The organism is Oceanisphaera sp. (assembly GCF_052084945.1).
In the GTDB taxonomy this organism is placed as follows: domain Bacteria; phylum Pseudomonadota; class Gammaproteobacteria; order Enterobacterales; family Aeromonadaceae; genus Oceanimonas.
The window spans coordinates 17,747-27,283 of record NZ_JBQDEX010000020.1; the positions used below are offsets into that span (position 1 = coordinate 17,747).

Sequence of the window (9,537 nt, forward strand, 5' to 3'; positions counted from 1 at the left end):
ATGAATATTCTCGATTGGAATCAACTTAGCGAAGCTGAACAAACGGCGGCCTTAAGCCGCCCCGCCCTGGCCGACACGGGTCGTGAGGGCCAAGTGGCGGACATTATAGATAAAGTTCGCCACGGCGGTGACGCCACCCTGATAGAGCTGACTCGCACCTTAGATAAGTGCGAGCGCAGCACCTTACAATTATCTGCACAAGAAATTGAAGATGCGGCCAATCGCGTTAGCGACGAATTGAAAGCAGCCATAGAGTTGGCGCTGACCAATATAGACACCTTTCATCGCGCCCAGTTGCCCTCATCTATTAGCCAAGAAACCAGCCCAGGCGTGCAATGTGAGCTGCATTTTCAGCCCCTTGAAAAAGTCGGTTTATACGTGCCCGGTGGCACAGCGCCTTTAGTTTCAACCGTGATGATGCTGGCCATTCCAGCTCGATTAGCCGGTTGCGAGCGTGTGGTGTTGTGTTCACCACCGCCCATTAACGACGCCATTGTTTATACGGCGCGCCGGTGTGGCGTGGATGCGATTTACACCTTGGGCGGTGCCCAAGCAATAGCGGCCATGGCTTATGGTAGCGAGAGCATTACTAAGGTCGATAAAATTTTTGGCCCCGGTAATACTTGGGTCACCGAAGCCAAGCGCCAAGTGTCTTCAAATGTTAATGGCGCCGCCATTGATATGCCCGCCGGCCCTTCTGAAGTCTTGGTCATCGCTGATGCCGACGCTGATGCCGATTTTGTGGCGGCTGATTTATTATCTCAGGCTGAGCACGGGGCGGACTCTCAGGTTATTTTAGTCACTCCCTGTCAGGCACTGGCCGATAAGGTGAACTTGGCACTAGAGACACAATTAGCGCAATTATCTCGCGCTGATATTGCCCGCCAAGCCTTGGCGGAAAGCCGTACCTTTATTTGTACCGACTTAGCACAAGCCACCCTCATCTCTAATGCTTATGCACCTGAGCATTTAATTGTACAAACCGCCGATCCACGAGCGTTATTGCCCAGCCTTAAAAATGCCGGTTCAGTATTTTTAGGGGCCTGGACCCCAGAGTCGGTGGGCGACTATGCCAGCGGCACCAATCATACCTTGCCGACTTATGGTTACTCTCGCACTTATTCAAGCCTAGGCATTGCCGATTACCAACGTCGCTTTACCGTACAAGAGCTGACCCCCGCCGGTTTACAGGCCATTGGCCCGGCAGTGGAGTTATTAGCGGCAACCGAAACGCTGGATGCCCATAAAAATGCGGTAAGCCTGCGGCTTGCCAAACTGGAGAAATCAACAGCATGAGCATCACCTTGTTAGCACGTAAGCAAGTACAAGCGCTTACGCCCTATCAGTCGGCACGGCGCATTGGCGGTCAGGGGCACATTTGGCTGAATGCCAACGAAGCCGCCGAGTGCGGTACTTATCAGCTTGATTGCGCGCGCCTTAATCGCTACCCCGAATGTCAGCCGCCGCAAGTGGTTAATGCCTATGCCGCCTATGCTAATGTCAGCCCCGAGCAGTTGTTAGTGACTCGTGGGGGAGACGAAGGCATTGAGCTGCTGATCCGTACCTTTTGTGAGCCCGGCCAAGATAATATTGTGATCTGCTCACCCACCTATGGCATGTACGCCATTAGCGCCGAAACCAACGGCGTGGGTATTATTGATGTGCCTCTTGATGCTAACCGTCAACCAAATGTTGACGGTATTATCGAGACACTCGATAACAGCAAAATCGTGTTTTTGTGCTCGCCCAATAACCCCACCGGCGACCTAGTAGACAGCAAGGACCTATGCCGCTTGCTGGATGCCGCTCACAATCGCGCCTTAGTGGTGGTGGATGAAGCCTATATTGAGTTTTGCCCTGAGTTGAGCCAAGCCCGTTTACTGGCGGACTACCCGCAGCTGGTGATTATTCGCACGCTCTCTAAAGCCTTTGGCTTGGCCGGCCTGCGCTGTGGCTTTACCTTGGCCAACCCCGAGGTGATAGGCTTAATGCTAAAGGTGATCCCGCCCTATCCTATTCCGGAGCCTGTGGCACAAATTGCCGCTCAAGCATTAAATGAACAAGGGCTGGCGCTGATGCGAGCGCGAGTGGTTGAGATAAACCAGCTCAAACACACCCTAGGTGAACACCTGCGCGCCCACCCACAGGTGCAAGAGGTGTTTGCCCCTAATGGTAACTATTTGTTAGTACGCTTTAGCCAAGGCGCGGCTTTATTTGCACGTATGGCCAAGGCAGGTATTATATTGCGTGATTTTGCCAACAGACCGGGTTTGGCAGACTGCATTCGGATCACCATCGGCACTCAAACCGAGATGGACGCGGTACTTGAGGTACTGCAACAGGAGCAATAAGTGACTAAGGAACGTATTTTATTTATCGATCGTGACGGCACCATGGTAGAAGAGCCTGCCATTGATAAGCAGTTAGACCGCCTCGACAAGTTAGCGTTTTTACCGGGGGTGATCCCCGCCCTGCTTAAGCTACAAGAAAGTGGCTATAAGCTGGTGATGGTGACCAACCAAGATGGCTTAGGCACTAACAGCTTCCCGCAAGCCGATTTTGATGCCCCACACAATTTGATGATGCAAATTCTCACCTCACAAGGGGTGAACTTTCAAGATGTGTTGGTATGCCCACACTTTCAAGAAGATGACTGTGCCTGTCGCAAACCCCGCTTAGGCTTAGTAAAAGACTATTTACAAGCCGGCCGTATCGACTTTACCGACTCTTGGGTGATTGGCGATCGTCAAACCGACATTCAACTTGCCGACAATATGGGGCTGCCAGGGCTACACTACGGGCACAACGGACTGGGCTGGCCACAAATAGTGGCGCAGTTATTAAGCCGTGGCCGTAAAGCCGCCGTAACTCGCACCACCAAAGAAACCGATATCAAAATAGCGCTTGATCTTGATACCCAAGGCGGCAGCCAACTTAATACCGGCTTACACTTTTTTGACCATATGCTGGATCAAATTGCCACCCACGGCGGTTTTCAACTGAATGTGCAAGTCGATGGCGACCTACATATTGATGACCATCACACAGTGGAAGACACCGCACTGGCATTAGGCGAAGCCCTGCGCAAAGCGCTGGGTAATAAGCGCGGCATAGGCCGGTTTGGATTTGTATTGCCCATGGATGAATGCGAAGCCGCGGTCACGCTGGACTTATCCGGTCGCCCTTATATGTCATTTGAAGGGGAATTTCGCCAAGATAAAGTGGGCGATATGTCGGTTGAAATGGTGCCGCACTTTTTCCGCTCACTCAGCGATAGCCTCGCCTGTAATATTCACCTAAAAGTGACCGGCCACAACACCCATCACATGGTGGAAAGCACCTTTAAGAGCTTTGGCCGCGCCTTGCGCCAAGCACTCAAGGTAGAAGGCAACGAACTGCCCTCCAGTAAGGGGGTCTTGTGAGTCATCCCCTAAAAGTTGCCATTATTGATACCGGCTGTGCCAATTTATCTTCGGTGCGCTATGCAATAGAGCGCTTGGGTTACTCGGTGACCGTCAGTCGCGATCACCAAGTATTACTCGACGCCGATAAGTTATTGTTACCCGGAGTGGGCAGTGCCCGCGAAGCCATGAAAAATTTGGCTGAGCGGAATTTAATTGAGCTGATAGGCCAGCTACATCAGCCGGTATTGGGTATTTGCTTAGGCATGCAGATGCTGGTGCAACACTCTGATGAAGGTGATGTTGATGGCTTAGGGTTAATTGCAGCGCAGTGCCAGCACCTGGAAGCCAGTGACGGCATTCGCTTGCCCCACATGGGCTGGAACAGCATAACCCCTATGCCCAACCACCCCTTATTTAAAGATATTCCCGAGGGCAGCTTTTTCTATTTTGTGCACTCTTATGCAGTGCCTGTGGGTGATTACACACTGGCAACCAGCCATCATGGCACCGCCTTTAGTGCAGCCATTGCACAGGGCAACTTCTTTGGCGTGCAGTTTCACCCCGAGCGCTCGGGTGCGGCGGGTGCACAATTGCTGAAAAATTTCTTGGAGCTGTAAAGATGATCATTCCTGCTATTGACCTCATTGGCGGCAAAGTCGTGCGCTTATACCAAGGCGACTACCAACAAAAAACCGAATATACCGCCTCGGCACAGCAACAATTCGACCTCTATGTGGCCGAAGGCGCAACCCAATTGCACTTGGTTGATCTCGACGGCGCTAAAGACAGCAGCCAACGCCAACTGGATATCATTAAAGATTTAGTGCAAAACACCCCAGTTCCGGTACAAATTGGCGGTGGTATTCGTAGTGAGCAAGACGTAAAAGACTTACTCGATATTGGCGTGCAACGCGTGGTTATTGGCTCAACCGCGGTTAAAGATCCGGAAATGGTCGCCGGCTGGATCAAGCAATATGGCCCCGACCGCATAGTGCTGGCGCTAGACATTAACATTACCGCAGACGGCGAAAAGAAAATTGCCATTGCTGGTTGGCAAGAAGACAGCGGCATCACCATAGAAGCCCTACTCGAGCATTATCTGCCCGCCGGCTTATGCCATGTGTTATGTACCGACATTTCTAAAGACGGCACCCTCACCGGCTCCAACGTCGCCTTGTACCGTGAGCTAGCTGCTCGCTACCCCACTATTTTGTGGCAAGCCTCCGGCGGCATCGGCAACATAGACGATATTAAGGCGCTCACCAATACCGGTGTGGCCGGTGTTATTTTAGGCCGCTCGTTATTAGAAGGTAAATTCACCGTAAAAGAGGCAATCGCATGCTGGCAAAGCGCATAATCCCCTGTTTAGACGTAAAAGATGGCTTAGTGGTAAAAGGCGTTAAGTTTCGTAACCACGAAATCATTGGCGACATAGTGCCACTGGCACAACGTTATGCCGCCGAAGGCGCAGACGAGCTGGTGTTTTATGATATTACCGCCAGTAGCCAAGACCGCGTCGTTGATAAAAGCTGGGTGAGTCGCGTGGCAGAAGTGATCGACATTCCCTTTTGTGTGGCCGGTGGCATTAAATCCGTGGCTGATGCGGCGCAAATTTTAGAATTTGGTGCCGACAAAATCTCTATCAACTCCCCTGCCCTAAGCAACCCAGCTCTAATCACCGAACTGGCCGAGACCTTTGGTGTGCAGTGCGTGGTGGTGGGTATTGACTCTTATTACGATGAAGAAACGGGTCAATATCAAGTTCATCAATTTACCGGCGACGAAAGCCGTACTCAAGTGACTCAGTGGAGCACGCTAGATTGGGTAGAAGAAGTGCAGCGTCGCGGCGCCGGTGAAATTGTACTGAACGTAATGAACCAAGACGGCGTACGCCAAGGTTACGATTTAGAACAACTGCAAAAAGTGCGCGCTATCTGTAAAGTGCCACTGATTGCCTCCGGCGGTGCCGGTGAAATGTTGCACTTTAGCGATGCCTTCTTAAAAGCCGATGTAGACGGCGCGCTGGCAGCGTCAGTCTTTCACAAGAACATCATTAATATTGATGAGCTTAAGCAATATTTAAGAGAACAAGGAATCGTAATTCGTGACTGATCACACTCGCAAATTCAACCCAGAGCAACTCGACTGGGAAAAAGTAGACGGCCTAATGCCAGTGGTGGTGCAAGACTGTCACAGCGGCCGAGTGCTTATGCTCGGCTACATGAACCAAGAAGCCTTGGCTCACACTTTAGACAGCAAGCAGGTGACTTTTTATAGCCGCACCAAAAACCGCTTGTGGACCAAAGGTGAAAGCTCGGGTCACTTCTTGCAACTTACCGATATCAGCACCGACTGTGATAACGACACCTTATTGGCATTGGTTGAGCCCATAGGCCCGACCTGCCATTTAGGTCACACGTCGTGCTTTAACCAGCAAACCCTGCCCGATTTAGCGTTTTTGTCGGAGCTTGAGCAAGTTGTTGCTAGGCGTAAAGGGGCCGATCCTAAGTCTAGCTATACCGCTAGCTTGTATGCCAGCGGCACCAAACGTATTGCACAAAAAGTGGGTGAAGAAGGCGTAGAAACCGCGCTGGCCGCCACAGTGCACGATCACGAAGAATTGGTGAACGAGTCAGCCGACTTGCTTTATCACCTGACCGTGCTATTGCAGCAAGAAGAGCTGCAACTCAGTGACGTTATTGCCAAGCTGCAAGAGCGCCATACAGTATAGTCTGACGCCACAGGCCGCACAGAAAAACAGCCCATACCTGTACCCACAGGTATGGGCTGTTTGCTGTTGTAGAAACCATAGAACGGACAAGCCTATGCGTGATGCTGTACGTCATTGACTCCGAGTGGACAGGTGACTGACTCATAACGCTTAAGCAACTTGTTAGGATTTTGACAGACTAGATAACGTCGACGCCATGTCGAAACCATTTGTTCTTTTGTGTATCATCATTAAAACTAACGCTGACATAATCTCAACTTCTTTTTCAGAATAACATCCTACTGAATCACAAAACTGCACTATAGCAGAGTGAACTCGTAAACTAACATGCCTCTCATCAGAATCAAAAAAAACAGCATTGGTGCCACTTATAATTAATTTATCAAAGTCTAGATTGAGGCGTTTAGAGTAATTTCGAGTATGTTTTTCGCATTCTTTTAGCTTCATTTTCTTTATTGATGAAACCATATCTGCATCAGACAATTTTAATAATTCATTTGTTTTCATTACACGGCATATAGTTAATTATAATTCAACAACATTAACATGCATAACACCAGATATGCCAATAAATTCTAACCCTGCCAACACAGGCGAGCGCCAGAGAGTCCAGCCAGCTTGCTGGCGTTTATGATTGGCTTTGTTATGAGTTTCAAGCAAACAACTAACATGGGTGGCCTGTGAGTGTATTATTAACACTGCGGTATTTACCGAAGTGGCGAGCTGATGGGCATGGTGTTTAACATGCAGCGCATCGGATTACAAAATAGTAATCCGTTAGCAATGAGTTTGACGGGGTAGCGCTGGCATTATGACTCCACTTGGCACCTAGCCGAACTACTTATAACCATTGGAGAATTTTATGATCACTACCGCTCGTCGTTCATTGCTTGCCCTGGCCCTGTGTGCCGCCCCAGCCTTTGCTGCCCCTGCGTTAACTACCGACAGCGGTGTTGCCCAGCGCGCCGATGTATCACTCGCGCTGGCCAATCAACTGCTGGATGCAACCCTGGCGGCCTGTCATGCCGATGGGCGAACTGCCGTAGCGGCCGTGGTAGACCGGGGCGGTAACCTGGTGGCCCTGCAGCGTGATGACAATATCGGACCGCACAATACGTTTGCCGCCCAGCGCAAGGCCTTTACCTCGCTGTCGACCAAAACCACCTCGCGGGAACTGTCCAAGATCGCGCGTAACAACCCGGAGTCAGAAAATCTCCATACTTTAGACGAACTGTTGCTGCTGGGTGGCGGAGTGCCGCTAAAAGTGGGTGATCAGGTAATTGGTGCCATTGGCGTAGCCGGTGCCGGCGGTGCGGCTATCGACGAAGGCTGTGCCCTGCAGGCCATTGATAACGTATTACCCAAAGCGTAAACGATGCCGCTGTGTCGGACTTGCCAGCCTGCATACCAGTCTCACTCTTAGCCAAAGCACGCATGAGAACAGAGCCCTCTGATCTCATGTGTGCTTTGTTGCTCTTAATCGCCTTCATCAAAGTCGGGGTACTGCACCGGCTTTTTGCCGATTACACCAACAAATACTAAACTGCCACCCATATTAAAATAGCCTCAATAGTATCCCTAGCTATCAAAACTTCACTCTTGTGAACCGCTGAGTTAGCAAGGTGCAATCAGCTAACATGGGGGCCTGTTAGTTGTCTTGTTTGGTTTTACTTACCAGCCGATCTTCGATTACTTTTAAATGCTCACCTTCTGGGGTTTTCCAGCTTTGTGGACCACTGCGACTATTCCCAGCTACTAATGAGGCAGCATATGAAGATGAACTCATTAATTTATCTTTTACTAGGAGATAAAAACTCCCTTTATCTTCTAGAATACCATCAAAAATCATTTGCTCTTTAATAAGTAAACTTTTACCCGGCATACTTGGTGAAGATTTCTGCGCTATTTGAGAGCCGTGTAAAAGTAAAAAACCGTCATCAGTTACTCTGCCTTTTGCGGTTACATTATTTACCTTAAAGCTAAAGTCATAATTTATTAGGGAGTCTTCTTTTGGCTCTAAGGAAATTTGAGCTAATCCTGAAGAGACAGACTCTAAAATTCTGTGACTTAAGCTACCTAAAACAATGCGAATATTATCAACAAACTCTTCCATTGCAGCAACATCAGCTCGAGGTAGATTCGACTTGGTTGGTGTATTACTGTTTTGCAGTTCATATCTATCGGCTGACTTACTGATTTCCACAAGTCTTGCTTCTAGATATTTTATATGACCTTTGGTTAAGTTTTCATCCTTACTTGTAAATATTATAACTTCATTCCAAAATTCTTTTTTTCGGTCATGCTCCGCCAGTCTTTTAAATACATCTTCAGATTCACCAATGTATGCAACGTTATTATCAACCGCCGAGTTTTCAAATAGAAAATATACACCAGGTCGCTTTGATTCTTCCCACTTACCTAGTTCTGAAAATCTGCTTCGAGGACACGCTAAAGCTTGGCCAGACCAGTTAGCTATTTCAACATGACGTAATCCAGTCGGACTGCCATCGGCTAAAAATATTCTTATACTTCGACCAAACTTAGACATTTTATAGAATTTCCTGTAAAAATCGTGGTAAAGCGACTCATTACTGGGCCTACCCCACACAGATCCGAACGTGCAGAATAAATCGTACTTAATTGCCACCCATATTAAAATAGTCTTAATAGTATACCTAGCTATCAAAATTACAAGCGGATGACACTTTTCTAATATTCCAATAATGAAAATCAGTCAGTATTGAGATGTGTATCCATTTTTAAGCTATTTAGGGAAAATAAATCGCTCGTTAGGCAGCACAAATGCACTCTGGTTGGAGTGCAACAAACTAAGAAATCTATCGACGCTTCGTTAGTGATTAATGAGTCCAATGTCGGCAGCTACTGGCATAGGCAGTACGCTGCATGCACTTTTTCTCACAATGTTGCTGCAAGTGAGATAACGAGCCTGCGGGCCCTTTGAATAGCACCATAAATTCACCGGTTATTTTTAACCAGTTTTCTTGTGGAATATTCAATCGTTCTAATATGTTGGCGCTGGTTTCAGATAGGGAAAACCTAAAATGCCACCCAATGTTAAACTGCTCATAACCGCCTGCCTCGGCAACCTCAACGTATTGGTTACATTTCGGACAATCTATAATCATAGAAGGGCCTTCCTTGACTCATAACGCTAGCATAAGGGGCACCAAAAATTAAACGGCGATTGGTTAAAACTTGGGCAAAGCACCAAACTAATCACCGCGTAGTTTTCGTGTCCCAGCGAGCTTGCGAGCGACTTGATGTGATTGTTATATTCACTCTCTCAGACTGGAGATCCAGCCTGCACCGCCAGCTGATGGGGATGATCCTGCCATACCATAATCAACAACAACATTTACACAGTTTAGACCTTTGGCATCT

Annotated in this window: 10 protein-coding genes; 8 read left to right on the top strand and 2 right to left on the bottom strand. The window is 48.6% G+C overall.

Annotated elements, in window-relative coordinates:
- The 8 genes from hisD (at position 1) to ACTHY5_RS03375 (ending at position 7,507) form a co-directional block, all read left to right on the top strand.
- Positions 1 to 1,296: a histidinol dehydrogenase gene (hisD, locus tag ACTHY5_RS03340; protein ID WP_441876341.1), complete on the top strand. Its 1,296-nt coding sequence runs from the start codon at positions 1 to 3 to the stop codon at positions 1,294 to 1,296.
- Positions 1,293 to 2,351, top strand: coding sequence for a histidinol-phosphate transaminase (gene hisC / locus ACTHY5_RS03345; RefSeq protein ID WP_441876344.1), 1,059 nt, complete (start codon positions 1,293 to 1,295; stop codon positions 2,349 to 2,351). Before hisD ends, hisC begins: the two co-directional genes overlap by 4 nt.
- A complete protein-coding gene (gene hisB / locus ACTHY5_RS03350; RefSeq protein WP_441876347.1) occupies positions 2,352 to 3,422 on the top strand; it encodes a bifunctional histidinol-phosphatase/imidazoleglycerol-phosphate dehydratase HisB in 1,071 nt (356 codons plus the stop codon).
- Positions 3,419 to 4,021: an imidazole glycerol phosphate synthase subunit HisH gene (gene hisH, locus ACTHY5_RS03355; protein WP_441876350.1), complete on the top strand. Its 603-nt coding sequence runs from the start codon at positions 3,419 to 3,421 to the stop codon at positions 4,019 to 4,021. Before hisB ends, hisH begins: the two co-directional genes overlap by 4 nt.
- Positions 4,022 to 4,023: 2 nt before the next feature.
- On the top strand, positions 4,024 to 4,761 hold the full coding sequence (hisA, locus tag ACTHY5_RS03360) for a 1-(5-phosphoribosyl)-5-[(5-phosphoribosylamino)methylideneamino]imidazole-4-carboxamide isomerase (protein WP_441876353.1): 738 nt from the start codon (positions 4,024 to 4,026) through the stop codon (positions 4,759 to 4,761).
- On the top strand, positions 4,743 to 5,516 hold the full coding sequence (hisF, locus tag ACTHY5_RS03365) for an imidazole glycerol phosphate synthase subunit HisF (protein ID WP_441876356.1): 774 nt from the start codon (positions 4,743 to 4,745) through the stop codon (positions 5,514 to 5,516). The genes hisA and hisF overlap by 19 nt, the downstream gene beginning before the upstream one ends.
- Complete coding sequence (hisIE, locus tag ACTHY5_RS03370; RefSeq protein WP_441876359.1) at positions 5,509 to 6,135, top strand: bifunctional phosphoribosyl-AMP cyclohydrolase/phosphoribosyl-ATP diphosphatase HisIE; 627 nt, start codon at positions 5,509 to 5,511, stop codon at positions 6,133 to 6,135. Before hisF ends, hisIE begins: the two co-directional genes overlap by 8 nt.
- Before the next feature lie 862 nt (positions 6,136 to 6,997).
- Positions 6,998 to 7,507: a GlcG/HbpS family heme-binding protein gene (locus ACTHY5_RS03375; protein WP_441876362.1), complete on the top strand. Its 510-nt coding sequence runs from the start codon at positions 6,998 to 7,000 to the stop codon at positions 7,505 to 7,507.
- Between the two features lie 276 nt (positions 7,508 to 7,783).
- Here ACTHY5_RS03375 and ACTHY5_RS03380 read toward each other — a convergent pair whose 3' ends face one another.
- Positions 7,784 to 8,683, bottom strand: coding sequence for a GIY-YIG nuclease family protein (locus ACTHY5_RS03380; protein ID WP_441876365.1), 900 nt, complete (start codon positions 8,681 to 8,683; stop codon positions 7,784 to 7,786).
- 310 nt (positions 8,684 to 8,993) lie between these two features.
- The gene (locus ACTHY5_RS03385) at positions 8,994 to 9,281 is read right to left on the bottom strand and encodes a hypothetical protein (RefSeq protein WP_441876368.1); all 288 of its coding nucleotides are present in this window, start codon (positions 9,279 to 9,281) and stop codon (positions 8,994 to 8,996) included.
- Positions 9,282 to 9,537: the final 256 nt, after the last annotated feature.